Origin of the sequence: Pseudomonas urethralis, from assembly GCF_021602465.1 — a bacterium.
GTDB lineage: Bacteria > Pseudomonadota > Gammaproteobacteria > Pseudomonadales > Pseudomonadaceae > Aquipseudomonas > Aquipseudomonas vlassakiae.
Genome location: NZ_BQIJ01000012.1, coordinates 132,822 through 159,317 on the forward strand (window position 1 = coordinate 132,822; position 26,496 = coordinate 159,317).

The following is a 26,496-nucleotide window of genomic DNA, read 5'->3' on the forward strand; positions in this document are numbered from 1 at the left end:
CTCCCTTTTTCTTGCTGCCAGCGACCTTAGAACAGGACGCGCGAACGGATGGTGCCCTTGACCTGTTGCAGTTTTTCTTGCGCCAGGTCGGAGTACTCGGCGTCAACGTCGATCACCACGTAACCCACTTTCTCGTTGGTCTGCAGGAACTGACCGGAGATGTTGATGCCGTTCTCGGCGAAGACCTTGTTGATCTCGCTGAGCACGCCCGGGATGTTTTCGTGGATGTGCAGCAGGCGGTGCTTGCCTGGGTGTGCTGGCAGGGCAACTTCCGGGAAGTTGACCGAGGAAACGGAAGTACCGTTGTCGCTGTACTTGACCAGCTTCTCGGCGACTTCCAGGCCGATGTTGGCCTGGGCTTCGGCGGTGGATCCACCGATGTGCGGGGTCAGGATCACGTTGTCCAGGCCACGCAGCGGGCTTTCGAACTCTTCGTCGTTGGAGCGCGGCTCGACCGGGAACACGTCGATGGCAGCGCCGATCAGGTGCTTGTCCTTGATTGCGGCAGCCAGGTGGTCCAGTTCGACCACGGTGCCACGGGCGGCGTTGATCAGGATCGAGCCCTTCTTCATCGCACGGATTTCTTTCTCGCCGATCATCCACTGGGTGGACGGCAGTTCAGGCACGTGCAGCGAAACGATGTCGGCCAGGCCCAGCAGCTCGTTGAGGCTGGTGACCTGTACAGCGTTGCCCAGCGGCAGCTTGGTCAGCGGGTCGTAGAAGTACACTTGCATGCCCAGGTTTTCTGCCAGGACCGACAGTTGGGTACCGATCGAGCCGTAGCCGACGATGCCCAGCTTCTTGCCGCGGATCTCGAACGAGTTGGCCGCGCTCTTGATCCAGCCGCCACGGTGGCAGGAAGCGTTCTTCTCAGGGATGCCGCGCAGCAGCAGGATGGCCTCGGCCAGCACCAGTTCGGCCACCGAACGGGTGTTGGAGTAAGGTGCGTTGAAGACGGCGATGCCACGCTCGCGGGCCGCTGCCAGGTCGACCTGGTTGGTGCCGATGCAGAAGCAGCCGACGGCGACCAGTTTCTTGGCGCAGTCGAAGATTTCTTCGGTCAGTTGAGTGCGCGAGCGGATGCCGATGAAGTGGGCATCGGCGATCTTTTCCTTCAGCTCGGCATCCGGCAATGAACCGGTGAGGTATTCGATGTTGGTGTAGCCGGCAGCCTTGAGGGTATCGACTGCGTTCTGGTGCACACCTTCAAGAAGAAGGAACCGGATCTTGCTCTTGTCGAGAGAAGTCTTGCTCATCTGCGTAAACCTGTATCCCGGAGAAAAAATGGCGAGGACTGATGCCAGGCGCTACGGCAGCCTTAGCATGAACAGCGGGAGGGCTATGCTAGCATACGCGACACAATCTGAGCTTATCCCGACAGGTGAAGTGTGCTCAGGGTGACTATGAATAAGTCGAGAGTTCCAGCGATGACCCACCCCGCTGTAATTGATGAACTGATGACCCTTGTCGACCCTGGCAAGGTCCTGACCGACCCCGTTTCCCTGGACGCCTACGGCAAGGACTGGACCAAGCACTACCCTCCCGCGCCCACGGCCATCGTGTTCCCCAAGACGGTAGAACAGGTGCAGGCCATCGTCCGCTGGGCCAACCAGCACCACGTTGCACTGGTACCGTCCGGCGGGCGTACCGGGCTTTCCGCCGGGGCTGTCGCGGCCAATGGCGAAGTCGTGGTCGCTTTCGACTACATGAACCAGATTGTCGGTTTCAATGCCTTCGACCGCACCGTGGTGTGCCAGCCCGGGGTGATCACCCGGCAGCTGCAGGCCTTTGCCGAAGAACAGGGCCTTTATTACCCGGTGGACTTCGCCTCCAGCGGCTCCAGCCAGATTGGCGGCAATATTGGCACCAATGCCGGCGGCATCAAGGTCATCCGTTACGGCATGACCCGCAACTGGGTGGCTGGCCTGAAAGTGGTCACCGGCAAGGGCGAACTGCTGGAACTGAACAAAGACCTGATCAAGAACGCCACCGGCTACGATCTGCGTCAGCTGTTCATCGGCGCCGAAGGTACCCTGGGCTTCGTGGTGGAAGCGACCATGCGCCTGGACCGTGCCCCGCGCAACCTCACGGCGATGGTGCTGGGCACGCCGGATTTCGACTCGATCATGCCGGTGCTGCATGCCTTCCAGGGCAAGCTCGACCTGACCGCCTTCGAGTTCTTTTCCGACAAGGGCCTGGCCAAGATCATGGCCCGTGGCGATGTGCCAGCCCCGTTCGATACCGACTGCCCGTTCTACGCCTTGCTGGAGTTCGAAGCCAGCACCGAGGAGGTTGCCAACCAAGCGCTGGCCACCTTCGAGCATTGTGTCGAGCAGGGCTGGGTGCTGGATGGGGTGATGAGCCAGAGCGAAACCCAGCTGAAGAACCTGTGGAAACTGCGCGAGTACCTGTCCGAGACCATCTCCCACTGGACGCCCTACAAGAACGACATTTCCGTCACCGTTTCCAAGGTGCCGGCGTTCCTGCGCGATATCGATGCCATCGTCAGCGAGCATTATCCGGACTATGAGGTGGTCTGGTACGGCCACATCGGCGACGGCAACCTGCACCTGAACATCCTCAAGCCCGAGCACATGAGCAAGGATGACTTCTTCGCCTCGTGCACCAAGGTCAACAAGTGGGTGTTCGAGATCGTCCAGCGCTACAACGGCTCGATCTCTGCCGAGCACGGCGTGGGCATGACCAAGCGCGACTACCTGGGCTACAGCCGCTCGCCCGAAGAAATTGCCTGCATGAAGGCAATAAAGGCCGTCTTCGACCCTAACGGCATCATGAATCCGGGTAAGATCTTCGCTCCTGAACAAGAGCAGTAATCAAAGGAGTCGGCCATGAGTTACCAGCACCAGTATGTAGACGGCACGCGCATTCATTTCCCGCTGGGCAAAGTGGTGTGCATCGGCCGCAACTACGCTGAACATGCCAAGGAACTGGACAACCCCATTCCTAGCGAGCCGCTGCTGTTCATCAAGCCGGGCAGCTGCGTGGTGCCACTGGAAGGCGGGTTCAAGATCCCGACCGACCGTGGCTCGGTGCACTACGAGGCTGAAATCGCCGTACTGCTGGGCAAGCCGCTGTCGTCCAGCGCCTCCGAGGAAGAAGTGCTGGACGCCATCTCCGGCTACGCCCCGGCGCTGGACCTGACCCTGCGCGACGTGCAGGCCAAGCTCAAGGAAAAGGGCCTGCCGTGGGAGCTGTGCAAGAGCTTTGACGGCGCTTGCGTGCTGCCGCCGTTCGTTTCCGCGGCGTCCTTTGAAGACGTGACCGATATTCCGGTGCGCCTGACCATCAATGGTGAAGTGCGCCAGGATGGCAACAGCGCGATGATGCTCAACCCGATCGTGCCGATCATCCAGTACATGGCGGCGCATTTCTCGCTGCAGGCGGGGGATGTGATCCTGACCGGCACACCGGCCGGTGTCGGGCCGTTCAATGTCGGTGACGAGCTGGTGCTGGAACTGCCGGGCGTCTGCCGCTTCGAGAGCCGGGTGCTCTGACCTGAAACCGTGTCGCCTGCTTCGCGGGTGAACCCGCTCCCACAGCTACAGCGCAGGCATCAGATGCGGCGCGATCCCTGTAGGAGCGGGTTTACCCGCGAAGAGGCCGGCCCTGTTTACCGTTTTTTCACACCCGATGCGGATAATGCGCAGACATTTGCCCGTACCCCCAGGACTTCCGCATGCCAGCACACTCTAGCGCCCCCGCATCCCCCAAGCGCCGCTTCTACCTGCGCTGGCCCTTCGGCCTGGCCGTTGCGGCTGTGATCGGTTACGGCGCGGCGGTTGCCATGCACTGGGATGACCGCGGCCTGCTGTGGGTCAAGGAAGGCTTCGAAACCAGCGCCGAGCGTAGCGAAAGCGTGTGGCTGCCGGACTATCAGGTCGACATCGACGCCAAAGTGTTACCGGGCATGGACGATGACGAAGCTTCGGACATCGCCTACAGCCCGCACACTCGCACGTTGTTCGCGGTGATGGGCAAGAACGCGTTCCTGGTCGAGCTCAGTCTCGACGGCGACGTGCTGCGCAAGATCCCGCTGGTGGGCTGGAACAACCCGGAAGGCGTCGCCGTGATGGAAGATGGCCATTTGGCGATCACCGATGAACGCCTGCACGACCTCACCGTGGTCAAGGTGGACGCCCAGACCGCTTCGCTGAACCACGCGGATTTCCAGAGTTACGACCTGGGCGAGTCGGTGAAGCGCAACAAGGGCTTCGAAGGCGTGGCCTGGGACCCGATGCGCCAGCGCCTGGTGATCGGTGAGGAGCGGCCGCCGAAGCTGTACACCTGGAGCAGCGACGGGCGCAGCCCGCTCAAGGGTGACAAACAGGTCTTGGCCAACGACGAACTCGACTTGCGTAACCTGTCGGCCCTGGGCGTAGACCCACGCACGGGGCATCTGCTGGTGTTGTCGGCCGACTCCAACATGCTGCTGGAGCTTGATGAGCAAGGTCAGCAGGTCAGCTTCATGACCTTGTTGGGTGGTTTCAACGGCCTGCAGCACACCATCCCGCGTGCCGAAGGCGTTGCCATGGACGATCAGGGCAACCTGTACATGGTCAGCGAGCCGAACCTGTTCTATCGCTTCAAGAAGAACGACTGACCGGGTTTCTCGGCTCGCTCGCGCACGCCGTTACTCGGCCTTGAGGGTCTTCACGCCTTCGGCGGTACCCAGCAGCAGCAGGTCCGCCGGGCGCGCCGCGAACAGGCCGTTGGTTACCACGCCGACAATGGCGTTGATCTGTGCTTCCAGCTCCACCGGGTTGCTGATCTGCAGGTTGTACACATCGAGGATCACGTTGCCGTTGTCGGTCACCACGCCTTCACGGTACACCGGATCGCCGCCCAGCTTGACCAGCTGACGCGCCACGTGGCTGCGGGCCATCGGAATCACCTCGACCGGCAGCGGGAAGGCGCCCAGCACCGGCACCAGCTTGCTGCCGTCGGCGATGCAGATGAAGGTCTTGGCCACGGCCGCGACGATCTTCTCACGGGTCAGGGCTGCGCCGCCGCCCTTGATCAGGTTCAGGTGCGCGTCGCTTTCGTCGGCGCCATCGACATAGAACTCCAGCTCGCTGACGCTGTTCAGCTCATAGACCGGGATGCCATGGCCCTTCAGACGCTGGGCGGTGGCTTCGGAGCTGGCGACCGCGCCATCGAAGGCGGCCTTGTGCTGAGCCAGGGCGTCGATGAAGAAATTGGCGGTCGAACCGGTGCCGACGCCGACGACGCTCTTTTCATCCAGCTTTGGCAGAATGAAGTCGACAGCGGCCTGGGCGACGGCCTGTTTGAGTTGGTCCTGGGTCATGCGGGCTCCGGAAAGGGGCAGGGCGGTAGTCAAAGGAGCCTAGTATAACGGCTCGGGCGGCTTTGCTGTGGTCGCCCGACGTAGCGCTGGGGTAGACTCGCAGCCCTTGTCCCGCGGCCAGTGATGCTTTCCCGATGCTCGAACAGTACGTCAAGAAGATCCTCACCTCGCGCGTCTACGACGTCGCTGTCGAAACCCCGTTGCACAGCGCCGGGCAGCTGAGCAAGCGCCTGGGCAACCAGATTCTGCTCAAGCGCGAAGACCTGCAGCCGGTGTTCTCGTTCAAGATCCGCGGGGCGTACAACAAGCTGGCGCAACTGACCCAGGATGAGCTGGCCCGCGGCGTGGTGACTGCTTCGGCTGGCAACCACGCCCAGGGCGTGGCCCTGGCGGCCCGCGAGCTGGGCATCAAGGCCACCATCGTGATGCCCAAGACCACCCCGGAAATCAAGGTCGAAGGCGTACGCTCGCGCGGCGGCAAGGTAGTGCTGCATGGCGACTCGTTCCCGGAAGCGCTGGCCTACTCGCTGAAGCTGGTCGACGAGAAAGGCTTCGTCTATATCCACCCTTATGACGACCCGCACACCATTGCCGGCCAAGGCACCGTGGCGATGGAAATCCTCCGTCAGCACCCTGGGCAGCTGGACGCGATCTTCGTCCCGGTGGGCGGCGGGGGCCTGATTGCCGGTATTGCGGCCTATGTGAAGTACCTGCGCCCGGAAATCAAGGTGATCGGCGTCGAGCCGGACGATTCCAACTGCCTGCAGGCAGCGATGGCTGCGGGCGAGCGCGTGGTGCTGCCACAGGTCGGGCTGTTCGCCGACGGCGTGGCGGTGGCGCAGATTGGCCAGCACACTTTCGACATCTGCCGCCACCATGTGGATGAGGTAGTGACTGTCAGCACCGATGAAATCTGTGCGGCGATCAAGGATATCTACGATGATACCCGCTCGATCACCGAACCTGCCGGCGCCTTGGGCGTGGCGGGCATCAAGAAGTATGTCGAGCTCAAGGGTGTGACGGGGCAGACCCTGGTTGCCATCGACTCGGGCGCCAACGTCAACTTCGACCGCCTGCGCCATGTGGCCGAACGCGCCGAACTGGGCGAAAAACGCGAAGCCATCATCGCCGTGACCATCCCCGAGCGCCCGGGCAGCTTCAAGGCCTTCTGCGAGGCCATCGGCAAGCGCCAGATCACCGAATTCAACTACCGCAAGCACACCTCCGATGAAGCGCACATCTTCGTCGGCGTGCAGACCCACCCGGAAAACGACCCGCGGGCGGCCCTGGTGCAGCAGCTGATCGAGCAGGGCTTCCCGGTGACCGACCTGACCGACAACGAACTGGCCAAGCTGCACATCCGCCACATGGTCGGTGGCCATTCGGCCGGCGCCAGCGACGAGATCGTGCTGCGCTTCGAGTTCCCCGAGCGGCCGGGGGCGTTGTTCAACTTCCTCACCAAACTGGGTGGGCGCTGGAACATCTCGATGTTCCACTACCGCAACCACGGTGCGGCTGACGGTCGCGTGGTGGCCGGCTTGCAGGTGCCGGAGGACGAACGCCACCTGGTGCCGGCGGCGCTGGCCAAGATCGGTTACCCGTACTGGGACGAGACAGACAACCCGGCGTACAAGCTGTTCCTGGGTTGAGCGGCTAAGCTTGGCTTATCGCTCAAGGACGTGAAGACATGGAACACCTGACCACCCTCAAGGCCCTGCACATCATCGCCACCGTGCTGTTGCTGCTGGGCGCCCTCGGGCTGACGGCCTGGACCGTGCGTGCCCGTCGCCACGGCGATGCCCAGGCCTACGCCAAGCTGCTGCGCCGCCCGCTGGTGTTCGTTTGGGGGGTGATGGGGCTGTGCCTGTTGAGCATGCCGTTCACCGGCTGGTGGCTGGTGCATCTGGTCGGGTGGCCGCTGGGGCAGACCTGGGTGCTGGCCTCCAGCGTCCTCTATACCTTGGGCGCGTTTGCCGGATGGTGGCTGCTGGTGCGGCTGAACCGGCTGCGCAAGGCTGAAGCGGTGGGGTTGCGCTTCACCCTGGCCCTGGCGGTGTTCAGTGCGGTGTGCTTGCTGTCCATCGCCGGGTTGATGGGCGCCAAGCCGGTCTGAAGCCTGGGCAGGGCTTCGTGCGCCATTGCGATACGAGGAGTTTTCACCGCACTGCACATAAGCGTGGCGGGCGCGTTGCTGCGCTCGCAGGCTTTGTGGAACAATGCGGTGACATGCGTTTGCGAGGTTGCTGCCGTGATCGACCCCGATGGTTTTCGCCCCAATGTTGGGATCATTCTCACGAATGATGCCGGGCAGGTGCTATGGGCTCGACGGATCAACCAGGATGCCTGGCAATTCCCCCAGGGTGGTATCAACCCTGACGAGACGCCAGAAGATGCCCTGTACCGCGAGCTGAACGAAGAAGTTGGCCTTGAACGCGACGATGTGGAAATTCTTGCCTGCACCCGCGGCTGGTTGCGTTATCGTTTACCCCAGCGGCTGGTCCGCACCCACAGCCAACCGCTGTGCATCGGCCAGAAGCAAAAGTGGTTTCTGCTGCGCCTGGTGAGCAATGAACAACGGGTGCGGATGGACCTGACCGGCAAGCCGGAATTCGACGGCTGGCGCTGGGTCAGCTATTGGTATCCGCTGGGCCAGGTGGTGACATTCAAACGTGAAGTCTACCGCCGCGCCCTGAAAGAGCTTGCACCGCGTCTGCTGACGCGCGACTGACGACGGAGTTCGACCCCGAGCCATGCTCAATACGCTGCGCAAGATCGTCCAGGAAGTGAACTCCGCCAAAGATCTCAAGACGGCGTTGGGGATCATTGTCTTGCGCGTCAAGGAGGCCATGGGCAGCCAGGTCTGCTCGGTGTACCTGCTCGACCCGGAAACCAACCGCTTCGTGCTGATGGCCACCGAGGGCCTGAACAAGCGCTCCATCGGCAAGGTCAGCATGGCCCCCAACGAGGGCCTGGTCGGCCTGGTGGGTACCCGGGAAGAGCCGCTGAACCTGGAAAACGCCGCCGATCACCCGCGTTATCGCTACTTCGCCGAAACCGGCGAAGAGAAATTCGCCTCTTTCCTCGGTGCGCCGATCATCCACCACCGGCGTGTAGTGGGTGTACTGGTCATCCAGCAGAAGGAACGCCGCCAGTTCGACGAAGGCGAAGAAGCCTTCCTCGTCACCATGAGCGCGCAGCTCGCCGGGGTTATTGCCCACGCCGAAGCCACGGGCTCCATTCGTGGCCTGGGCCGCCAGGGCAAGGGCATTCAGGAAGCGCGCTTCGTCGGTGTGCCGGGCTCGCCGGGGGCTGCTGTGGGGCGTGCCGTGGTCATGCTGCCACCGGCCGACCTGGAAGTGGTGCCGGACAAGACCGTCGATGACATCGACGCCGAGCTGAAACTGTTCCAGAACGCCCTCGAAGGCGTGCGAGAAGACATGCGCAAGCTGTCGGCCAAGCTGGCGACCCAGCTGCGCCCGGAAGAGCGCGCACTGTTCGATGTGTACCTGATGATGCTCGAAGACGCCGCCCTCGGTGGCGAAGTGATCGAAGTCATCAAGACCGGCCAATGGGCTCAAGGTGCCTTGCGCCAGGTGGTTGGCGAGCACGTCAACCGTTTCGAGCTGATGGACGACGACTACCTGCGCGAGCGCGCCTCGGATGTGAAGGACCTTGGCCGGCGCCTGCTGGCCTACCTGCAGGAAGCGCGCTCGCAGTCGCTGGTATATGCCGACAACACCATCCTGGTCAGTGAAGAACTGACCCCGGCGATGCTCGGCGAAGTGCCGGAAGGCAAGCTGGTGGGCCTGGTTTCGGTACTGGGTTCGGGCAACTCCCACGTCGCCATCCTCGCCCGCGCCATGGGCATCCCGACGGTCATGGGCCTGGTCGATCTGCCATATTCCAAGGTCGACGGCATCGAGATGATCGTCGACGGCTACAAGGGCGAGGTGTTCACCAACCCCAGTGACGTGCTGCGCAAGCAGTACAGCGATGTGGTCGAGGAAGAACGCCAGCTGGCTCAAGGCTTGGACGCCCTGCGCGAACTGCCGTGCGTCACCCCCGACGGCCATCGCATGCCATTGTGGGTCAATACCGGTCTGCTCGCCGATGTGGCCCGCGCCCAGCAGCGCGGTGCCGAAGGGGTTGGCCTGTACCGTACCGAAGTGCCGTTCATGATCAACCAGCGCTTTCCCAGCGAGAAGGAGCAGCTGGCGATCTACCGCGAGCAGCTGGCGGCCTTCCACCCGCTGCCGGTGACCATGCGCACCCTCGACATCGGTGGCGACAAGGCGCTTTCGTACTTCCCGATCAAGGAAGAAAACCCGTTCCTCGGCTGGCGCGGCATCCGCGTCACCCTCGATCACCCGGAAATCTTCCTGGTGCAGACCCGCGCCATGCTCAAGGCCAGCGAGGGTCTGAACAACCTGCGCATCCTATTGCCGATGATTTCCGGCATTCACGAGCTGGAAGAGGCGCTGCATCTGATCCACCGTGCCTGGGGCGAGGTACGCGACGAAGGTACCGACGTGCCGATGCCGCCAGTGGGCGTGATGGTGGAAATTCCTGCGGCGGTGTACCAGACCAAGGAGCTGGCGCGGCAGGTGGACTTCCTCTCGGTCGGTTCCAACGACCTCACCCAGTACCTGTTGGCGGTGGACCGCAACAACCCGCGGGTCGCCGACCTATACGACTACCTGCACCCGGCGGTGCTGCAGGCGCTCAATACCGTGGTGCGTGATGCGCATGGCGAAGGCAAGCCGGTGAGCATCTGTGGCGAGATGGCCGGCGACCCGGCGGCAGCGATCCTGTTGATGGCCATGGGCTTCGACAGCCTGTCGATGAACGCCACCAACCTGCCGAAGGTGAAGTGGATGCTACGCCAGGTGAACATGAGCAAGGCCAAGGAGTTGCTGGTCGAAGCCTTGAGCCATGACAACCCGCAAGTTATCCACAGCTCCCTGCAACTGGCCCTGAAGAACCTCGGGCTGGCGCGCATGATCGGGCCTGGGGCCAACAAGACCCTCTGAATTCGAGGTTGTCTGTACCGGCTTCTTCGCGGGTGAACCCGCTCCCACAGGTAAAGTGCAGCTTTCAGTTGCGGCGCGGTCCCTGTGGGAGCGGGTTTACCCGCGAAGAGGCCGGTGAATTCAGCATCAGACGTCCAGGCTGACTTCGCCCAAATGCCCACCAAAGGGCCCGAAACTACGCTCAACCAGCCGCCTTCTGCCCTGATCATCGACAATCAGCACGGTACTCGCCCGCGTGCCATAGTTCTGGCTGGCAATAAACACACTCGAAAGCAACTTCTCTGTCGCCATTCCCACGCCAGTCTCCGGTAGCTCAGCGTCGGCTGCCGGCTCGTTATCGGCCAGCAACGCCAGCAATCGCTGCGGATCTGCCGACTCAAGCAGCGCCTCCAGCCCAGCGCGCGCTTTCACCAGCTTCGGCCATGGCGTATCCAGCCCGGCATTGGACAGCCCATACACCCCGGGCTCCAGCAAGCGAGGCGCCACGTCGCGGGCATGCAGGTAGCCCAATTGATGGCCATCACCCACCAGCAGGTTGAACCCGGAATATTGGCCGCTGCGGCTGGCTACCTGGTCGAGGTAGGCCTCCACCCCCAGTTCCCCCTGCAGATAAGCCGCCACCAGCTCGCCCCGCGAACGCGGCCCCGGCACCTGCCCAGGGTCGCGGATATTGGTCAGCGCCGCAAAGCGCCCCTGAGGGCCAACGCCCAGCCAGGTACCGCCTGCTTCAAGGTCGCGCCCGGCATATACCCCGGGCGCATCGTCCCAGGCAGCCAGGGCCAGGGTCGGGCGGGCGTAGAACTCGTCACGGTTGGCCGCGACGATCAGTGGCAGGGCCTGCCCGGGCCGCCAGGCGAATACGATCAGGCACATAGGTTGGGCCTCTGTGTTTTTGCCCACTGTACCCACTGCACGGGTGTCGATCCATCCTGTCACAGACTTCACTAGAGCCCCGAGCCCGGCTTCCGTTACCATGCCGGATTGTTTTCTCGGGGACGACGAATGGAATTCGTGCTCTATCTGCTGTTGGGCGCCTGTGCCGGTGTGCTGGCCGGGCTGTTCGGCGTGGGCGGCGGCATCATCATCGTGCCGGTGCTGGTGTTCAGCTTCACCCTGCAAGGTTTCGACGCATCAGTGCTGACTCACCTGGCGGTCGGCACCTCGCTGGCAACCATTGTCTTCACCTCGATCAATGCCGTGCTCGAGCACCACCGCAAGGGCGCCGTGCAATGGCCGATCTTCGCCTGGATGACCCTCGGGATCCTCATCGGCGCCGGGGTCGGCGCCAAGACCGCTTCGCTGATCCAGGGCCCGCACTTGCAGAAGATCATTGGCGTATTTGCCCTGATCATCGCCGCGCAGATGGCCTTGGACCTCAAGCCCAAGGCCAGCCGTGACATCCCTGGCAAGCCGGCGTTGATTGGCGCCGGCGGGGTGATCGGTTGGGCTTCGGCGATCTTCGGCATCGGTGGCGGCTCGCTGACCGTGCCGTTCCTGACCTGGCGCGGCCTGCCGATGCAAAAGGCCGTGGCGACCTCGTCAGCCTGCGGCCTGCCGATTGCCCTGGCCAGTGCTCTGAGCTTCATGCTGCTGGGCTGGCATGAGGAACACCTGCCGCCCCACAGCCTGGGTTTCGTCTACCTGCCGGCGCTGATCGGCATTGCCGTGACCAGCATGTTTTTCGCACGCTTCGGCGCACGCCTGGCGCACAAGCTGTCGCCACGCCTGTTGAAACGCCTGTTCGCAGCCTTGCTGTTCTGCGTCGGCCTCAGCTTTCTGATTTGAATCGAGAGGAAGTTCCATGCTGCCTTACCCGCAGATAGACCCCGTGGCCGTAGCCCTCGGGCCACTGAAAATCCACTGGTACGGCCTGATGTACCTGGTCGGCATCGGCGGTGCCTGGCTGCTCGCCTCGCGCCGGCTCAACCGCTTCGACCCGACCTGGACCCGCGAGAAACTGTCCGACCTGGTGTTCTGGTTGTCGATGGGGGTGATCGTCGGTGGGCGCCTGGGCTACGTGCTGTTTTACGACCTGCACGCCTACCTGGCCAACCCGACGCTGATCTTCGAGGTGTGGAAGGGTGGCATGTCGTTCCACGGTGGCTTCATCGGCGTGATGCTGGCCGCGCTGTGGTTCGGCAAGCGCAACAACAAGTCGTTCTTCGAGCTGATGGACTTCGTCGCGCCGCTGGTGCCGATCGGCCTGGGCGCCGGGCGCATCGGCAACTTCATCAACGCCGAGCTTTGGGGCAAGCCTACCGACGTGCCATGGGCGATGATCTTCCCACCGTTCAGCGACCCGGCCCAGCTGCCGCGACACCCGTCCCAGCTGTACCAGTTCGCCCTGGAAGGCGTGGCACTGTTCCTCATCCTCTGGCTGTTCTCGCGCAAGCCGCGGCCGACCATGGCGGTATCCGGGATGTTCGCGCTGTTCTACGGCATCTTCCGCTTCATCGTCGAGTTCGTCCGGGTGCCGGACGCCCAGCTCGGTTACATCGCCTGGGGTTGGCTGACCATGGGTCAGATTCTCTGCGTGCCGATGATCCTGGCTGGCCTCGGCCTGATCTGGTGGGCTTATAATCGCAAGCCCACGGCGAAACCCGCCTGATTATTCCCACGGCAGGGGTGATCCCCCTGCCGTTTTCGTTACAGGTAAGCCATGAAACAGTATCTGGACCTGGTCCGCGACGTCATCGAAAACGGCACCCTGCAGGGCAATCGCACCGGCATCCGCACCATCAGCCTGCCGGGCGCCATGTTGCGTTTCGACCTGCAAAAAGGCTTCCCGGCCATCACTACGCGCAAGCTGGCGTTCAAGTCGGCGATCGGCGAGATGGTCGGCTTCCTGCGTGGCGTGAAGAACGCCGGTGAATTCCGCGAACTGGGCTGCAAGGTCTGGGACCAGAACGCCAACGAGAACGCCCAGTGGCTGGCCAACCCGTTCCGCCAGGGCCATGACGACCTCGGCGAGATCTACGGCGTGCAATGGCGCCAGTGGCCGGGCTACAAGCGCATCCCGTTGAGCAACCCGGCAGCCATCGAAATGGCCGAGCAAGCCGGTTTCCGCCGCATCGCCCAGGACGAAGAGGATGGCGTGGCCTTCGTCATCCTGTACAAGGCCATCGACCAGGTGCGCCAGTGCCTGGACACCATCGCCAACGACCCGGGCAGCCGGCGCATCCTGTTCCACGGCTGGAACTGCGCCCAGCTCGACGAAATGGCCCTGCCACCGTGCCATCTGTTGTACCAGTTCCACCCGAATGTCGAGACCAGGGAAATATCCCTGACCCTTTACATCCGCTCCAACGACCTGGGCCTGGGCACGCCGTTCAACCTCACCGAAGGCGCGGCGCTGCTGTCGCTGTTCGGCCGCCTCACCGGCTACACCCCGCGCTGGTTCACCTACTTCATTGGCGATGCCCACGTGTATGAAAACCACCTGGACATGCTCAACGAGCAGCTCAAGCGCGAACCGCTGGAAGCGCCGAAGCTGGTGATCAGTGACCGTGTGCCGGAGTTCGCCAAGACCGGCAAGTACGAGCCGGAGTGGCTGGAGAAGATCGAGCCGAGCGACTTCAGCCTGGAAGGGTATGAGCACCATGCGCCGATGACGGCGCCGATGGCGGTCTGATAGTTGCAGATCGCCTGAGCTGGCCTGTTCGCGGGCGTGCCCGCGAACGCTTTGTCATCTAGTGCCCATGGCTTCGGCCCACATGCGAATGCTCGGTATCCGGCACCGATACCGCGCCGTTCGTCTCCAGCTGCTGCAAGATCGCGCACTCCGCCCCCTGCGCATTGCAGCGCCGCCGCAGCTCCACCAGCTGCTCCTGCAACGCCACCAGGCCATCAATCCGCGCTTGCACATGGTCGATGTGTTCATCGATCAACGCATTGACGCTGCCGCACGCGTCGTCGGGGCTGTCGCGCAGGCGTAGCAGGCTGCGGATCTCGTCCAGGGTCATGTCCAGCGTTCGGCAGTTGCGGATAAAGGTCAGCCGCTCGACATGGGCCTGGGTGTACTGCCGGTAGTTGCCCTCGGTGCGCGCCGGTTCTGGCAGTAACTGTTCTCGCTCGTAGTAGCGGATGGTTTCCACGGCGCAATCGGTGGCTTTGGCCAGTTCTCCGATCTTCATCACGAAATCTCCAGCAAGTGGCTTGACCCTATAGTGGCTACAGGGTGTTCACTTGGCAACAGGCTCAATTTAAGGATGACCCCATGAACCAGCCTGTCAGCCACGAACACAAGCATCCACACGATCATGCCCATGGCGAACAAGACCATGGCCATGTCGCCCACGGTCACTGCTGTGGCGCAAGCGCTGCGCCCGCGTGGGTGCAACTGAGCGAGAAGGCCAGCAGCCACGCCCAGCTCAGCCGCTTTCGCATCGACGCCATGGACTGCCCCACCGAGCAGACCCTGATCCAGGACAAGCTGGGCAAGCTGGCGGGCATCGAGCAACTGGAGTTCAACCTGATCAACCGCGTGCTCGGCGTGCGTCATACCTTGAACGGTACCGTAGAGATCGAGCGTGCCATCGACAGCCTGGGCATGAAGGCCGAGCCGTTGACTGCTGAAGACGACGGCAGCGGCGCCGCAGCGCAGCCGCACAAGGCCCGTTGGTGGCCGCTGGCCCTGTCGGGTATTGCCGCGATCGCCGCCGAAATCGTGCACTTCGCCAGCCTCGCGCCGCAATGGCTGGTGGCTGCGCTTGCCCTGGCTGCGATCCTCGGTTGCGGTCTGGGCACTTACAAGAAGGGCTGGATCGCCCTGAAAAACCGCAATCTCAACATCAATGCACTGATGAGCATTGCCGTGACCGGCGCCGTGCTGATTGGCCAGTGGCCGGAAGCAGCCATGGTCATGGTGCTGTTCACCGTCGCCGAGCTGATCGAGGCGCGCTCGCTGGACCGTGCGCGCAATGCCATCGGCGGGCTGATGCAGCTGACTCCGGACATGGCCACGGTGCAGCAGGCCGATGGCCAGTGGCGCGAGGTGGAGGTGCGCGAGGTAGCTATCGGTGCTTTGGTGCGGGTGCGCCCGGGCGAACGCATCGGCTTGGATGGCGAAGTGGTCAGCGGGCAATCCAGCGTCGATCAGGCGCCGATCACCGGCGAAAGCCTGCCTGTGGAAAAGGCGGCGGGCGACAAACTGTTCGCCGGCACCATCAACCAGGCTGGTGCCCTGGAATACCGCGTAACGGCCGCTGCAGGGCAATCGACCCTGGCGCGCATCATCAAGGCCGTCGAAGAAGCACAAGGTGCGCGTGCGCCCACGCAGCGTTTCGTCGATCAGTTCTCGCGCATCTACACCCCGGTGGTGTTCGCCGTGGCCTTGGCGGTAGCGGTGATTCCACCACTGCTGACGGCCGGCGCCTGGTTCGACTGGGTATACCGTGCGCTGGTCCTGCTGGTGGTGGCGTGCCCGTGCGCGCTGGTCATCTCTACCCCGGTGACCATCGTCAGTGGCCTGGCCGCTGCAGCGCGCAAAGGCATCCTGATCAAGGGCGGGGTGTACCTGGAAGGCGGCCGCAAGCTGGACTTCCTGGCCCTGGACAAGACCGGCACCATCACCCACGGCAAACCGGTGCAAACCGATGCCAAGGTGCTTGACCCGCTGTTCGAGGGCCGCGCCCAGGCGTTGGCGGCGAGCCTGGCCGACCGTTCCGATCACCCGGTGTCGGGCGCCATCGCCCAGTTTGCCAAGGCGCAGAACCTGCCGCTGAGCGAGGTCAGCGAATTCGCTGCCTTGACCGGCCGTGGCGTGCGCGGTGATATCGACGGCCAAACCTACCACCTGGGCAACCATCGCTTGGTCGAGGAGCTGGGCCTGTGCTCGCCGGAGCTGGAGGCCCAACTGGACACACTGGAGCGCCAGGGCAGGACGGTGGTGCTGCTGCTCGACCGTTCCGGGCCGTTGGCCCTGTTCGCCGTGGCCGACACGGTCAAGGACAGCAGCCGCCAGGCCATTGCCGAACTGCACGCGCTGGGTATCCAGACCGTCATGCTGACCGGCGACAATCCGCACACTGCCCAGGCCATTGCCGCGCAGGTGGGCATCGACCGGGCCGAGGGCAACCTGCTGCCGGCCGACAAGCTGCACAGCATCGAACGGTTGTACGCCGAAGGGCACCGGGTCGGCATGGTCGGCGATGGTATCAACGACGCGCCGGCACTGGCCCGTGCGCAGATCGGTTTCGCCATGGCGGCGGCAGGTACCGACACGGCGATCGAGACTGCCGACGTGGCGCTGATGGATGACGACTTGCGTAAAATCCCGGCGTTCGTCAGGCTGTCGCGCCAAAGTGCGGCGATCCTGAGGCAGAACATCGTTCTGGCGCTGGGCATCAAGGCGATATTCCTGGCGATCACCTTTGCCGGCATGGCGACCATGTGGATGGCGGTGTTCGCCGACATGGGCGTGAGCCTGCTGGTGGTGTTCAACGGTCTGCGCCTGTTGCGCAAATGAGGTCCTGCAATGCTGAGTGCCGAGCTCAAAGCCTTCTACATGGTGGCCCGCCTGGGCAGCATCACCCTGGCGGCGAAGAAGCTCGGGCTCAGCCAGCCGACGGTGACAACACAGATCCGCAGCCTGGAAAGCCACTATGCGGTGGAGCTGTTCTACCGCGGCGGTCGGCGCCTGGTGTTGAGCGAGGAGGGCGTGCGGCTGTTGCCAATGGTCAAGGCGCTGCTGCAGCAAGAGGCCGACATCGAGTTCGAGCTGCGTAACAGCGGCCAGGCCCAGGGCAGTTTGCGCATCGCTGCCACCGCGCCGTACTACATCCTCGACTTGGTGAAGATCTTTCGCGAGCGCCTGCCCCAGGTCGAATTGACGGTGGAGATCGGCAACTCGCAGCAAGTGCTGGAGATGCTCGAAGACTACCGGGTGGATATCGCCGCCTCGTCGCAGCTGGTGGAAGATGCCCGGCTGGTGCGACGGGTGTTGGGCACCGACCCGCTGGTGGTGGCGGTGCATCGCAATCATCCGTTGGCGCATCGGCAGGCGGTATCCATCGAGGTGCTGGCAGGGCATTGCCTGCTGATGCGCGAGAAGGGCTCGACCACCCGCCAGCTGACCGAACAGATGATGCATGAGGCGGGGGTGAAGGCCGGTTCGTTGCTGGAGATCGGCAGCCGCGAGTCGATCCGCGAGGCGGTACTGCGCAATATCGGCATCAGCGTGATTGCCCGCCATGAGGTGCCGCACAACCCGGAATTGCGGGTGCTGGCGCTGGAAAATGCGCCGGTGATGCATGAGTACCTGTATTGCCTGAAGGAGCGGCGCCAGGCCAGGTTGCCGGCGGCCTTTCTTGGCGTGGCGCAGGAAGTGGTGGGGTCGCACCTGTAGGTCAGGCCATTACAAAATCTGCCTATATCACTATCACCGGCTTTTGCCCTAAAGCCACAGAACCTTCGCACAGCCTTCCTAGCATGGCCCTCACTTGTTCGATGAGGCCTTGCCATGAACCACGCCACTCCGGGCGCACCGATAAAAGTGCGCGGTATCCACAAGCGTTTCGGTGCCTTCACCGCGCTCAACGACGTGTCTCTGGACATCGCTGCGGGCGAGCTGGTCTGCCTGCTCGGCCCGTCCGGTTGCGGCAAGACCACCCTGCTGCGCTGCATTGCCGGCCTCGAGCGCCAGGACCGTGGTGCGCTGTACATCGGTGAACGCGATATTTCCGAGCTGCCTCCCCAGGCACGGGACTACGGCATCCTGTTCCAGTCCTACGCGCTGTTCCCCAACCTTACTGTCGAAGCCAATATTGCCTACGGCTTGACTGGCAGCAGTCGCGACGAGAGCCGCCAGCGCGTAGCTGACATGCTCGAACTGATTGGCCTGTCCGGTAGCGAAAAGAAATACCCCGGCCAGCTGTCCGGCGGCCAGCAGCAGCGCGTGGCCTTGGCCCGCGCGCTGGCACCGTCGCCGTCGCTGCTGCTGCTCGACGAACCGATGTCGGCGCTGGATGCCCGGGTGCGCGAGCACCTGTGCACCGAGCTTCGCCAGTTGCAGCGCCAGCTGGGCATCACCACGTTGATGGTCACCCACAATCAGGACGAGGCCATGCTCATGGCCGATCGCATTGCGGTGATGAACAACGGTCACGTCGAGCAGTACGCGACCCCGCAAGCCATCTACGACCAGCCGGCCACGCCGTTCGTCGCCGAGTTCGTCGGCCAGGGCAATTGGCTACCGTTCCAGCGCAGTGGCGACAGCCATGCCCAGGTCGGCGCGATGAGCATGCGCTTGGCGGCGGACGCCGGCTCCGCCCGCAGTGGCCGGTTGTTCTGTCGGCCGGAAGCCATCACGGTAAACCCGGTGATGCATGAGGAAAACCTGTTCCCGGCCAAGGTTCGCGAAATCACGTTCCTGGGCAACCGCTGCCGCATGAGCTTCGAGCTCAAGGCCCTGCCGGGTCATGCGTTGCTCGCCGAACTGGCGCCGGAAGCCATGCCCCGCCTGGGTTCGCAGGATATCTGGGTGGCCTTGCCGCCGCAGAGCCTGCAGGTGTTTGCCTGAATGGCCGCGCCAATGTCCCTGCCGTTGACCCAGCCCAAGGATGCGCGATGCGGCGACGTCGCCCTGGGCGACCGCCTGTTCGTCATCGGCGGGAAGAGCCTGCTGTTGGTCCTGTTGCTGCTGGCCGTGGTGCTGCCGCTGCTGGCCATATTCTGGAAAGGCTTCAGCGGTGAAGCCGGCCAAGGTGGAGGCTGGTTGGCCGCCCGTGAACTGTTCGCCAGTGAAAACTTCCACTGGCTGCTCGGCAACAGTCTGTCGGTGGCGTTCACCGTGGCGGCCATCGTGGTGCCGCTGGCGTACCTGTTCGCCTACGCCCTGCAGCGCACGCTGATCCCGGCCAAGGGCCTGTGGCGCGGCATCTCGCTGCTGCCGTTGTTGGCGCCGTCGATGCTTCCGGCGATTGCGCTGGTCTACCTGTTCGGCAACCAGGGCGTGCTGCGTAGCCTGCTCAGCGACAACATCTACGGCTTCTGGGGTGTCGTGCTCGGCGAGGCCATCTACACCTTCCCCCATGCGCTGATGATCCTGCTCTCGGCCCTGGCGCTGGCCGACGCACGGCTGTTCGACGCGGCATCGAGCATGGGCGCCGGGCCGTGGCGGGCGTTCTGCAGCATCACCTGGCCCGCCACCCGTCAGGCGGTGTTCGCCGCGTTCTGCCTGGTATTCACCCTGACCATCACCGACTTCGGCGTGCCGGTCGTGGTCGGTGGTGACTACCAGGTGCTGGCGCTGGAAGCCTACAAGGCGGTGGTCGGCCAGCAGCAGTTCGGCCGCGGTGCGTTGATCGGCATGGTGTTGCTGCTGCCAGCGCTGCTCAGCTTCGGCGTCGATGCCTGGCTCCGTCGGCGCCAGGCAGAGGCAATGAGCGGCCGCGCCCACGTGTTCGAGCCCAAGCCATCGCGCTGCCGGGATATCGGCTTTCTGGCCATCGTGCTGCTGGTTTGCGCGGTGCTGCTGGTGGTGATCGGCATGGCGGTGTACGCGTCGCTGGTGACGTTCTGGCCGTACAACCTGACCCTGTCGTTCAGGCACTACCTGTTCGATGACACTGCCGGTGGCGGCTGGCTGGCCTATCGCAACAGTGTGACCATGGCCCTGTGCACGGCGCTGATCGGCAGCCTGGTGATTTTCACTGGCGCCTACCTGATGGAGAAAACCCAGGGCCAGCGCCTGCTCAACCAGGCCCTGCGGCTGCTCAGCTTCATCCCCATGGCGGTGCCTGGCTTGGTATTGGGCCTGGGCTACGTGTTCTTCTTCAACCTCAATGGCAACCCGCTGCACGTGTTCTATGGCGGTATGACGCTGCTGGTGCTGTGCACCATCGCCCATTACCTGACCACCGCGCAGATGACCGCTGCCACTGCGCTGCGCCAGCTCGACGACGAGTTCGAGGCTGCCGCGCTGTCGCTCAAGGCGCCGCTGTACAAGCACTTCGTGCGGGTCACCGTGCCGATCTGCCTGCCGGCGCTGCTGGACATCATCCGGTACTTGTTCGTCTCGGCGATGACCACCGTGTCGGCGGCGATCTTCCTCTATAGCCCCGACACCATCCTCGCCGCCGTCGCCGTGTTGAACATGGACGATGCCGGCAACGTCGGCGGTGCCGCTGCCATGTCGACCCTGATCCTGCTGACCAGCGCCGCTGCTTCTCTGCTGCTGGCCGGTGCTTCACGCGGCCTGCTGCGCCGCTCCCAGGCCTGGCGCCAGCGCGCCCCCGGCCATTGACCGACTGCCCACTCCCACAGGAACCGCATCATGTTCAAGCCCCTGGTACTTGCCGCTGCCGTATCCACCGTCTTCAGCCTGCAGGCATCGGCCGCAGCCACCCAGCTGACGGTGTATACCGCCCTGGAAGCCGAGCAGCTCAAGCGCTACAAGCAAGCCTTCGAAAAAGCCAACCCGGACATCGAGATCAAGTGGGTGCGTGATTCCACCGGCATCATCACTGCCAAGCTGCTGGCCGAGAAAGACCGCCCGCAAGCCGACGCGGTGTGGGGCCTGGCCGCCTCCAGCCTGGCCATCCTCGACCAGAACGGCATGCTCGAAGCCTACGCGCCGAAAGACCTGGGCAAGATTTCCGCCAACTACCGCGACGCCGCCAACCCGCCCGCCTGGGTCGGCATGGACGTGTGGGCCGCGACGCTCTGCTTCAATACCGTCGAAGCCGAAAAGCAGGGCCTGAGCAAGCCGGTGAGCTGGCAGGACCTGACCAAGCCTGAATACAAAGGCAAGATCGTCATGCCCAACCCGGCTTCGTCCGGCACCGGCTTCCTCGACGTGAGCGCCTGGCTGCAGACCTTCGGCGAGCCGCAGGGCTGGGCCTACATGGATGCCCTGCACCAGAACATCGGCCAGTACGTGCACTCCGGCTCCAAGCCCTGCAAGCTGGCGGCAGCGGGTGAATTTCCGATCGGCATTTCGTTCGAGTACCCGGCCGTGCAGCTCAAGCGCCAGGGCGCGCCGCTGGATATCGTGCTGCCGAAGGAGGGGCTGGGCTGGGAGATCGAGGCGACCGCCGTGATCAAGGGCTCGCCCAGGGCTGACGCGGCCAAGCGCCTGGCCGATTTCTCGGCAAGCCCGGCGGCGATGGAGCTGTACAAGGACAACTTTGCCGTACTGGCCGCGCCAGGCATTGCCAAGCCGCAGACCGAGCTGCCGGCCGACTATGAGCAGCGCCTGATCAACAACGACTTTGCCTGGGCCTCGAAGAACCGCGACCAGATCCTGAGCGAATGGCGCAAGCGCTATGACGGCAAGTCGGAGAAAGTGGCCCAGCAATAAGCCCGGACCCGACCCCTTCGCGGGCATGCCCGCGAAGAGGCCGAACCTGCTGATTCAGATCTGTGAAGCCAACCCCTCAAGCTGTTCCTGCCGCTCGGCCTGGTTGAGCTTCGCCCCAGGGTTGAGCGTCGACCACTGCGGATGCGCCCGGGCCCTGTTCAAGGCTTCCGGCAGCTTGCCTTCGCGCCACATCTTCTCATCCAGTTCGCCTAGCCGAATGCTGTCCTGCGCCGCATGCCCGCGGCCATCCAGCGCCACCATCAACTGTTGCTGACGCAAGGCCAGCAACCGCAGCACGGTGTCATCCACCGTCAGCTCGCGCTGCCCCTTCAGCTTGCCCATCAGCCGCGACCCATAGTTACGTGCGGTCTGTAGCGCGCCCCCGGCAATTGCGCCCGCCAACGCTGCGGCGCCTAGCGTCAGCCCGCCAACCAGCAGATCCACCCCGGCACCGGCCGCCGCCCCGGCCGCGACGCCGCTACCCAGGCGCACGCCCAGCAACTTCAGGGTCTCGGGATTGAACAGGTCATCGCCCCAGCGCCCGCCCAGCAGCGGCAGATCACCGGCGTTGGCATCTTCCCGGCGGAAGGCATAGAGCTTGAGCAGCGCCTCCACGCAACGCTGCTCACGCTGGCGCACATCCTGACGCAAGGCTTCGATAGCCTTGGCTTCAGCCGCTGGGTCGGCCGCGACGCTGCGTCGGCAGGCGGCGCAATCGAGCAGCAGTTCGGCGATCAGGCGCTTGCCGCTGTGCTGGCGTGCCAGGCGCTGGGCCTGCTGGTCATCGATCAGCCGTTGCAGGGCCGGGCGGGCGTCTTCCAGCAGCAGTGCCAGGCTCTCGTATAACCGGCGCTCACCCTCTTCGGGGGGCGCCACGCTATCGAACCGCACCAATGCGTGAAGCCCAAGCCGGGCAAGGGCTTCACGCCATTCCGCTTCGCGGTGCTGGCTGCTGGCGACGAAGTTGAGCACCGGCAGCAGTGGCTTGCCGCAATCGGCCAGCACTTCCAGTTCGTCGCGGTACTTGGCCAGCACCGGCTCGCGGGCGTCGATCACATACAGGCCGGCATTGCTTGCCAGCAACTGGCGCAGCACCTTGGCTTCCTGTTCGAAGCGCTGACGTGCCTCGCTGCCCTGCAGGAAACGATCGAGGCGGGCCGGGCCATCCAGGCGTTCGCCGGGGCGTTCCAGCCGTTCGAGGTAGTCGAGCAGGGCGATGGCGTCTTCCAGGCCGGGGGTGTCGTAGAGTTCCAGCAGCGGTTCGCCGTCCACCGACAGCCGCGCACCCTCGACATGGCGGGTGGTGCTGGGGCGGTGCGAGACCTCGCCGAAGGCGACGTCGCGGGTGAGCGTGCGCAGCAGCGAGGTCTTGCCGACGTTGGTGTGGCCGACCACGGCCAGTTTCAGCGGCTCAGTCATGGCCATGCTCCAGCCAGGTCAGGGGCGAGGTGTCGGCGTGGGGCAGGCCGAGGCGGTCGAGGGCCTCGTGCCAGTCGCCCAGGCGTTCGGCATCCAGGGCCTGGCCGGGGGCGGCCTGGAGCAGCCAGATACGTGTGGCCCCGGCATTGCGCGCCAGCTCTGCGAGCAGCGCCAGGCTGCCGCGGTCGGGGGAGCGGCGGGGGTCACAGGCGATGGCCAGGCGTGCCGGCGGGAATCGGCTGAGCTGCTCCAGCAGCTTGTTGCGCGATTCGCGGCTGTCGAGCACGCCAGCGTCGGTCACCGCCTTGGGCAGGACGGGTGGCCAGGGGCGCTGGTCATCGAGTTCCAGGCCTACCAGCAAAGCGAAGCTGCTGCCGCTCTCCAGCTGGCCGGCCTGGAACTGCGGCAGCGCATCGGGGGCGGCATCCTGCACGCCGATGCGTTCGCTGCGCGGCATCAGGGCGTCGCGCAACTGCGCATAGCCCGGCAGGCTGAGATCGAGCGTCAGCCGGGCACGGCCCTGCTGCCAGCGCCACAGGCACAACCCGGCCAGCAGCAGGCGTGGCAGCAGGCCGTACACCAGCACCACGCCGAGCAGCCAGCTGGCCCAGGCCTGGCGGGCGGCATCCAGGGCGGGGAAGGTATCGCCGCTGGCGCGGATCATGGCTTCGTCCGGCACGGCGAAGCCGAGCAGCGAGGGCAGAGCGCCGAGGGCTTGGGTCAGGTGAACGAACGGGTCGGCGGCCAGCAGGGTGGTTTCCCAGACGAAACCGTACCGGCGGGTTGCCAGCAGGGTAAGCAGCAGGCCCAGGGCCGTGACCATCGCCAGTAGCCACAGGCCGTGCACAAGGGCACCCAGCAGCCAGCGGTTCAGGCGCTGGCGTTGCAGCAGCACCAGCAGTGCTGGTGCCAGGTGTGCGGCCTTGGCATCGCGGGCGAAGCGCTCACTCAACCACAACCATAGGCGGCCGAGGCTGGCGCCGTGCTCGCCGCTCAAGGCAAAGCCCACGGCCCAGCCCAGCAGCATCAGCAGGTTCAGCCCGAGCAGGCTGCCCAGGGCCCAGAACACATTGACCGGTCGCTGCCCGTCGCCCAAGGCGGCAAAGGCCAGGCCTGCGCCGCTGAATACGGCCAGCAGCAGCAGGGCCAGCAGCGCCAGGCGGGCGCCCTGCTTCCAGTGGTGCAGGGCCGTGGTCATGCCATCGCGTTCGGCGAGGAACAGCGCGCGGCTTTCGATGCGTGCTGCCAGGTCGCCGCCTTGCTGTCGGGCGTGGCGGTTGGCCTCCTGGTCGTCCAGCAGGCCTGCGTGTTCCTCGCGCAGGCGTACCGCTTCGGTGAGCCAGCGCGTGTCCAGTGGAGTGGGTGCAGTCACAAGGTCTTCCATTGCGTGGTTCAGGGCAGAAGCATAACCCACACGCCGGGTGCTATCCTCGCTGGCATGAATACATCACTCCCCCTCAGCCTGATCGCGGCTCACGCCGAAAATCGCGTGATCGGCATCGACAACTCCATGCCCTGGCACCTGCCGGGGGACTTCAAGTACTTCAAGGCCACCACCCTGGGCAAGCCGATCATCATGGGGCGCAAGACCTGGGATTCGCTGGGCCGGCCGTTGCCGGGGCGGTTGAACATCGTGGTCAGCCGGCAGGCCGGTCTGGAACTGGTCGGGGCCGAGGTGTACGCCTCGCTGGAGGCGGCGGTGGCCCGGGCCGAGCAGTGGGCACGTGAGCAGGGCGTCGGCGAGCTGATGCTGATTGGCGGGGCGCAGCTCTATGGGCAGGCGCTGGAGAAGGGGCTGGTGAGCCGGATGTACCTGACGCGGGTCGAACTGTCGCCGGAAGGGGATGCCTGGTTTCCCGCGTTTGACCAAAGCCAGTGGACGTTGGTGTCGAGCGAGGCCCAGGCCGAAGAAGGCAAGCCTGCCTATCACTTCGAGGTCTGGGACAAGGTTTGAGCGGTTTGGGGCCGCCCAGCGGCCCCGATTGTCGTCAGCTATGGCTCAGCTCGGCATGCTCATCGCCGGTCAGCACTGCCTTGTCGGTCTCTTTCAGCAGTTGGCTGGTCACCACGCCCGCCGTCATCGACCCATTCACGTTCAACGCCGTGCGGCCCATGTCGATCAGCGGCTCCACTGAAATCAGCAGCGCCACCAGCTCGACCGGCAAGCCCATGGCCGGCAGCACGATCAGCGCGGCGAAGGTTGCACCACCACCGACGCCAGCCACGCCCGCCGAACTCAGCGTCACGATCGCCACCAAGGTCGCGATCCACAGTGGGTCGAAGGTATCGATGCCCACCGCTGGCGCTACCATCACCGCCAACATGGCTGGATAAAGGCCCGCGCAGCCGTTCTGGCCAATGGTGGTGCCGAACGATGCACTGAAGCTGGCAATCGACTGCGGCACACCCAGGCGACGCGTCTGCGCCTCGATGTTCAATGGGATGCTCGCGGCGCTGGAGCGGCTGGTGAAGGCAAAGGTCAGCACTGGCCAGACCTTGCGATAGAAGCGCAGCGGGCTCACGCCCGTGATGGCGAGAATGATGCCATGGACCCCGAACATCAAGGCCAGGCCCAGGTACGATACCACCACGAAGCTACCCAGCTTGAGGATGTCTTCCAGGTTCGAACTGGCCACTACCTTGGTCATCAGCGCCAGTACGCCATAGGGGGTGAGCTTCATCACCACGCGTACCAGGCGCATTACCCAAGCCTGCAGGGTATCGATGGCCGACAGGGCGCGCTCACCCTTCTCGGCGTCGTCCTTGATCAGCTGCAGTGCGGCCAGGCCAACGAACACGGCAAAAATCACCACGCTGATGATCGAAGTCGGCTTGGCCCGTGCCAGGTCACCAACCGGGTTGCTCGGGATGAACGACAGCAGCAGCTGCGGGATATTCAAGTCGGCAACCTTGCCTGCATAGTCGCTGTGGATAACCTGCATGCGCGCGCTTTCCTGGGCGCCGGCCACCAGCCCATCGGCGCTCAGGCCGAACAGGTTGGTCAGGACGATACCGATCAAGGCGGCGATGGCCGTGGTCACCAGCAGGGTACCAATGCTCAGCACGCTGATGCGGCCGAGCGACGACGCATTGTGCAAACGGGCCACGGCGCTGAGGATCGAGGCGAAGATCAGCGGCATGACGATCATCTGCAGCAGGCCGACGTAGCCGTTGCCGACCAGGTCCAGCCAGCTGATAGTGGCCTTGAGTACCGGGTGCCCGGCGCCGTAGATAGTGTGCAGGGCCAAGCCGAACGCGACGCCCAGTGCCAGGCCCAGCAAGACTTTCTTGGCCAGGCTCCAATCGGTGCGGCCGGTTTGCGCCAGGCCTAGCAGCAGGGCCAGGAACGCCAGCAGGTTGAGGGACAGCGGCAGATTCATTGAAGCTCCAGGAAAAAGCAGAAGAGGCATCGCCTCTGGTGA

23 protein-coding genes are annotated in these 26,496 nt (G+C 64.2%); 16 read left to right on the forward strand and 7 right to left on the reverse strand.

What is annotated here, in order from left to right; all coding sequences use genetic code 11:
• Nucleotides 1-26 precede the first annotated feature (26 nt).
• Entirely contained in the window at nucleotides 27-1,256 is a 1,230-nt protein-coding gene (serA, locus tag L6D64_RS19255; protein ID WP_054885495.1) for a phosphoglycerate dehydrogenase, read from the reverse strand.
• 171 nt (nucleotides 1,257-1,427) lie between these two features.
• Here serA and L6D64_RS19260 point away from each other — a divergent pair, with 171 nt between their 5' ends.
• The 3 genes from L6D64_RS19260 to L6D64_RS19270 all read left to right on the forward strand — a co-directional run bounded on the left by L6D64_RS19260 (nucleotide 1,428) and on the right by L6D64_RS19270 (nucleotide 4,621).
• The gene (locus tag L6D64_RS19260) at nucleotides 1,428-2,834 is read left to right on the forward strand and encodes an FAD-binding oxidoreductase (RefSeq protein WP_176507582.1); all 1,407 of its coding nucleotides are present in this window, start codon (nucleotides 1,428-1,430) and stop codon (nucleotides 2,832-2,834) included.
• A gap of 15 nt (nucleotides 2,835-2,849) precedes the next feature.
• Nucleotides 2,850-3,515 (forward strand): fumarylacetoacetate hydrolase family protein, encoded by a 666-nt coding sequence (locus L6D64_RS19265; protein ID WP_027920927.1) that lies wholly within the window; start codon nucleotides 2,850-2,852, stop codon nucleotides 3,513-3,515.
• A gap of 182 nt (nucleotides 3,516-3,697) precedes the next feature.
• Nucleotides 3,698-4,621, forward strand: a complete 924-nt coding sequence (locus L6D64_RS19270) for an SdiA-regulated domain-containing protein (protein ID WP_176507583.1) — start codon at nucleotides 3,698-3,700, stop codon at nucleotides 4,619-4,621.
• A 30-nt stretch (nucleotides 4,622-4,651) separates the two neighbouring features.
• Here the strand turns inward: L6D64_RS19270 and rpiA are convergent, their stop codons facing one another.
• A complete protein-coding gene (gene rpiA, locus L6D64_RS19275; protein ID WP_176507584.1) occupies nucleotides 4,652-5,326 on the reverse strand; it encodes a ribose-5-phosphate isomerase RpiA in 675 nt (224 codons plus the stop codon).
• A 134-nt stretch (nucleotides 5,327-5,460) separates the two neighbouring features.
• Here rpiA and ilvA point away from each other — a divergent pair, with 134 nt between their 5' ends.
• From ilvA to ptsP, 4 genes are all read left to right on the forward strand, one after another.
• Nucleotides 5,461-6,975 (forward strand): threonine ammonia-lyase, biosynthetic, encoded by a 1,515-nt coding sequence (ilvA, locus tag L6D64_RS19280; protein WP_176507585.1) that lies wholly within the window; start codon nucleotides 5,461-5,463, stop codon nucleotides 6,973-6,975.
• Between the two features lie 38 nt (nucleotides 6,976-7,013).
• Nucleotides 7,014-7,439 (forward strand): DUF2269 family protein, encoded by a 426-nt coding sequence (locus tag L6D64_RS19285; protein WP_176507586.1) that lies wholly within the window; start codon nucleotides 7,014-7,016, stop codon nucleotides 7,437-7,439.
• A gap of 135 nt (nucleotides 7,440-7,574) precedes the next feature.
• On the forward strand, nucleotides 7,575-8,054 hold the full coding sequence (locus tag L6D64_RS19290) for an RNA pyrophosphohydrolase (RefSeq protein ID WP_003249017.1): 480 nt from the start codon (nucleotides 7,575-7,577) through the stop codon (nucleotides 8,052-8,054).
• A 22-nt stretch (nucleotides 8,055-8,076) separates the two neighbouring features.
• Nucleotides 8,077-10,356: a phosphoenolpyruvate--protein phosphotransferase gene (gene ptsP / locus L6D64_RS19295; RefSeq protein WP_176507587.1), complete on the forward strand. Its 2,280-nt coding sequence runs from the start codon at nucleotides 8,077-8,079 to the stop codon at nucleotides 10,354-10,356.
• Nucleotides 10,357-10,482: 126 nt separating this feature from the next.
• Here the strand turns inward: ptsP and L6D64_RS19300 are convergent, their stop codons facing one another.
• On the reverse strand, nucleotides 10,483-11,229 hold the full coding sequence (locus L6D64_RS19300; protein WP_176507588.1) for an NRDE family protein: 747 nt from the start codon (nucleotides 11,227-11,229) through the stop codon (nucleotides 10,483-10,485).
• 129 nt (nucleotides 11,230-11,358) lie between these two features.
• Here L6D64_RS19300 and L6D64_RS19305 point away from each other — a divergent pair, with 129 nt between their 5' ends.
• From L6D64_RS19305 to L6D64_RS19315, 3 genes are read left to right on the forward strand one after another with little or no spacing between them, the layout of a single operon-like run.
• The gene (locus L6D64_RS19305) at nucleotides 11,359-12,141 is read left to right on the forward strand and encodes a sulfite exporter TauE/SafE family protein (protein ID WP_176507589.1); all 783 of its coding nucleotides are present in this window, start codon (nucleotides 11,359-11,361) and stop codon (nucleotides 12,139-12,141) included.
• Between the two features lie 16 nt (nucleotides 12,142-12,157).
• On the forward strand, nucleotides 12,158-12,964 hold the full coding sequence (gene lgt, locus L6D64_RS19310; RefSeq protein WP_054885505.1) for a prolipoprotein diacylglyceryl transferase: 807 nt from the start codon (nucleotides 12,158-12,160) through the stop codon (nucleotides 12,962-12,964).
• Between the two features lie 51 nt (nucleotides 12,965-13,015).
• The gene (locus L6D64_RS19315; protein WP_054885506.1) at nucleotides 13,016-13,987 is read left to right on the forward strand and encodes a thymidylate synthase; all 972 of its coding nucleotides are present in this window, start codon (nucleotides 13,016-13,018) and stop codon (nucleotides 13,985-13,987) included.
• A gap of 58 nt (nucleotides 13,988-14,045) precedes the next feature.
• Here L6D64_RS19315 and cadR read toward each other — a convergent pair whose 3' ends face one another.
• Nucleotides 14,046-14,489 carry a cadmium resistance transcriptional regulator CadR gene (gene cadR / locus L6D64_RS19320; RefSeq protein ID WP_176507590.1) on the reverse strand — a complete coding sequence of 148 codons (444 nt, stop codon included), beginning with the start codon at nucleotides 14,487-14,489 and terminating at the stop codon, nucleotides 14,046-14,048.
• A gap of 83 nt (nucleotides 14,490-14,572) precedes the next feature.
• Between cadR and L6D64_RS19325 the strand changes: the two genes are divergently transcribed.
• From L6D64_RS19325 to L6D64_RS19345, 5 genes are all read left to right on the forward strand, one after another.
• The gene (locus tag L6D64_RS19325) at nucleotides 14,573-16,822 is read left to right on the forward strand and encodes a heavy metal translocating P-type ATPase (protein WP_176507591.1); all 2,250 of its coding nucleotides are present in this window, start codon (nucleotides 14,573-14,575) and stop codon (nucleotides 16,820-16,822) included.
• A 9-nt stretch (nucleotides 16,823-16,831) separates the two neighbouring features.
• Entirely contained in the window at nucleotides 16,832-17,701 is an 870-nt protein-coding gene (locus L6D64_RS19330; protein WP_176507592.1) for a LysR family transcriptional regulator, read from the forward strand.
• 114 nt (nucleotides 17,702-17,815) lie between these two features.
• Complete coding sequence (locus L6D64_RS19335; RefSeq protein ID WP_176507593.1) at nucleotides 17,816-18,874, forward strand: putative 2-aminoethylphosphonate ABC transporter ATP-binding protein; 1,059 nt, start codon at nucleotides 17,816-17,818, stop codon at nucleotides 18,872-18,874.
• Complete coding sequence (locus L6D64_RS19340; RefSeq protein WP_176507594.1) at nucleotides 18,875-20,599, forward strand: putative 2-aminoethylphosphonate ABC transporter permease subunit; 1,725 nt, start codon at nucleotides 18,875-18,877, stop codon at nucleotides 20,597-20,599.
• Between the two features lie 30 nt (nucleotides 20,600-20,629).
• Complete coding sequence (locus L6D64_RS19345; protein ID WP_176507595.1) at nucleotides 20,630-21,655, forward strand: putative 2-aminoethylphosphonate ABC transporter substrate-binding protein; 1,026 nt, start codon at nucleotides 20,630-20,632, stop codon at nucleotides 21,653-21,655.
• 54 nt (nucleotides 21,656-21,709) lie between these two features.
• On the opposite strand, the gene L6D64_RS19350 is transcribed toward L6D64_RS19345, so the two are convergent.
• A complete protein-coding gene (locus L6D64_RS19350) occupies nucleotides 21,710-23,074 on the reverse strand; it encodes a GTPase/DUF3482 domain-containing protein (RefSeq protein ID WP_176507596.1) in 1,365 nt (454 codons plus the stop codon).
• A complete protein-coding gene (locus tag L6D64_RS19355; RefSeq protein ID WP_176507597.1) occupies nucleotides 23,067-24,458 on the reverse strand; it encodes a DUF2868 domain-containing protein in 1,392 nt (463 codons plus the stop codon). The genes L6D64_RS19350 and L6D64_RS19355 overlap by 8 nt, the downstream gene beginning before the upstream one ends.
• A gap of 54 nt (nucleotides 24,459-24,512) precedes the next feature.
• On the opposite strand from L6D64_RS19355, the gene L6D64_RS19360 reads away from it, so the two are divergent.
• Nucleotides 24,513-25,028, forward strand: coding sequence for a dihydrofolate reductase (locus L6D64_RS19360; RefSeq protein WP_176507598.1), 516 nt, complete (start codon nucleotides 24,513-24,515; stop codon nucleotides 25,026-25,028).
• 34 nt (nucleotides 25,029-25,062) lie between these two features.
• Here the strand turns inward: L6D64_RS19360 and L6D64_RS19365 are convergent, their stop codons facing one another.
• Nucleotides 25,063-26,454 carry an L-cystine transporter gene (locus tag L6D64_RS19365; protein ID WP_176507599.1) on the reverse strand — a complete coding sequence of 464 codons (1,392 nt, stop codon included), beginning with the start codon at nucleotides 26,452-26,454 and terminating at the stop codon, nucleotides 25,063-25,065.
• Nucleotides 26,455-26,496 lie beyond the last annotated feature (42 nt).

Coding starts and splice junctions, on each gene's coding strand:
- serA (WP_054885495.1), bottom strand. CDS start 1,256: ATGAGCAAGACTTCTCTCGACAAGAGCAAGATCCGGTTCCTTCTTCTT.
- L6D64_RS19260 (WP_176507582.1), top strand. CDS start 1,428: ATGACCCACCCCGCTGTAATTGATGAACTGATGACCCTTGTCGACCCT.
- L6D64_RS19265 (WP_027920927.1), top strand. CDS start 2,850: ATGAGTTACCAGCACCAGTATGTAGACGGCACGCGCATTCATTTCCCG.
- L6D64_RS19270 (WP_176507583.1), top strand. CDS start 3,698: ATGCCAGCACACTCTAGCGCCCCCGCATCCCCCAAGCGCCGCTTCTAC.
- rpiA (WP_176507584.1), bottom strand. CDS start 5,326: ATGACCCAGGACCAACTCAAACAGGCCGTCGCCCAGGCCGCTGTCGAC.
- ilvA (WP_176507585.1), top strand. CDS start 5,461: ATGCTCGAACAGTACGTCAAGAAGATCCTCACCTCGCGCGTCTACGAC.
- L6D64_RS19285 (WP_176507586.1), top strand. CDS start 7,014: ATGGAACACCTGACCACCCTCAAGGCCCTGCACATCATCGCCACCGTG.
- ptsP (WP_176507587.1), top strand. CDS start 8,077: ATGCTCAATACGCTGCGCAAGATCGTCCAGGAAGTGAACTCCGCCAAA.
- L6D64_RS19300 (WP_176507588.1), bottom strand. CDS start 11,229: ATGTGCCTGATCGTATTCGCCTGGCGGCCCGGGCAGGCCCTGCCACTG.
- L6D64_RS19305 (WP_176507589.1), top strand. CDS start 11,359: ATGGAATTCGTGCTCTATCTGCTGTTGGGCGCCTGTGCCGGTGTGCTG.
- lgt (WP_054885505.1), top strand. CDS start 12,158: ATGCTGCCTTACCCGCAGATAGACCCCGTGGCCGTAGCCCTCGGGCCA.
- L6D64_RS19315 (WP_054885506.1), top strand. CDS start 13,016: ATGAAACAGTATCTGGACCTGGTCCGCGACGTCATCGAAAACGGCACC.
- cadR (WP_176507590.1), bottom strand. CDS start 14,489: ATGAAGATCGGAGAACTGGCCAAAGCCACCGATTGCGCCGTGGAAACC.
- L6D64_RS19325 (WP_176507591.1), top strand. CDS start 14,573: ATGAACCAGCCTGTCAGCCACGAACACAAGCATCCACACGATCATGCC.
- L6D64_RS19330 (WP_176507592.1), top strand. CDS start 16,832: ATGCTGAGTGCCGAGCTCAAAGCCTTCTACATGGTGGCCCGCCTGGGC.
- L6D64_RS19335 (WP_176507593.1), top strand. CDS start 17,816: ATGAACCACGCCACTCCGGGCGCACCGATAAAAGTGCGCGGTATCCAC.
- L6D64_RS19340 (WP_176507594.1), top strand. CDS start 18,875: ATGGCCGCGCCAATGTCCCTGCCGTTGACCCAGCCCAAGGATGCGCGA.
- L6D64_RS19345 (WP_176507595.1), top strand. CDS start 20,630: ATGTTCAAGCCCCTGGTACTTGCCGCTGCCGTATCCACCGTCTTCAGC.
- L6D64_RS19350 (WP_176507596.1), bottom strand. CDS start 23,074: ATGACTGAGCCGCTGAAACTGGCCGTGGTCGGCCACACCAACGTCGGC.
- L6D64_RS19355 (WP_176507597.1), bottom strand. CDS start 24,458: ATGGAAGACCTTGTGACTGCACCCACTCCACTGGACACGCGCTGGCTC.
- L6D64_RS19360 (WP_176507598.1), top strand. CDS start 24,513: ATGAATACATCACTCCCCCTCAGCCTGATCGCGGCTCACGCCGAAAAT.
- L6D64_RS19365 (WP_176507599.1), bottom strand. CDS start 26,454: ATGAATCTGCCGCTGTCCCTCAACCTGCTGGCGTTCCTGGCCCTGCTG.